Raw genomic sequence first — 563 nt, 5'->3', positions numbered from 1 at the left:
GATTGTCCAATTCTATCGTTATATTCTTATTTCTATAACCGAGGAGACGAGTGAGACCAAAGAGTATGATAGAAAGGATAATAATCGCAATAATGATATCCCACATAAATTTCCCTCCCAATTTGGAATAGGGGATGTTTTTTACGATAGTGTAAAATGCAACCTTAGAATGAAAAGCTGCATTTCTTCAAGTGTTTATATATAGTATACTTTTAATATTATGTGAATTCAATGACAATGGTGTATATAATAAAAACTACTACTATATTGCGGATTAAGTGTCATGCATTTAGAAAGAATGTGGACTGTATCCAATTCGGTGATTCTACAACCGCAAACATTGAAATCGGTTTTAATGATTTTGGACTTCATTTCAATACAATTCCTTTAACGGGTGGTTTGCCCTTTTCGCACAGTCCCTGACCTGATAATAGTCCGGTTAATATATAGATATATTGAAACAAATAGGTTGTATCTTCCGTATTACTAATATAATTGCAAACAGGAGGCCAATCAATGTTTACTATTGCTGAGGAATTATTATTGCTTGCTATGGACGATGA

At 33.0% G+C, this 563-nt stretch carries 1 protein-coding gene; it reads right to left on the bottom strand.

Features of this window, described 5'->3' with window-relative positions; genetic code table 11:
* Window positions 1–368: 368 nt before the first annotated feature.
* A partial coding sequence (locus AC3G7N_RS22145) for a hypothetical protein (RefSeq protein ID WP_489424267.1) occupies window positions 369–563 on the bottom strand: 195 nt, incomplete at its 5' end.

The organism is Virgibacillus carmonensis (assembly GCF_057836705.1).
Note: the sequence above shows the minus strand (reverse complement) of the source record. Positions and strands in the feature narration are given on the sequence as shown.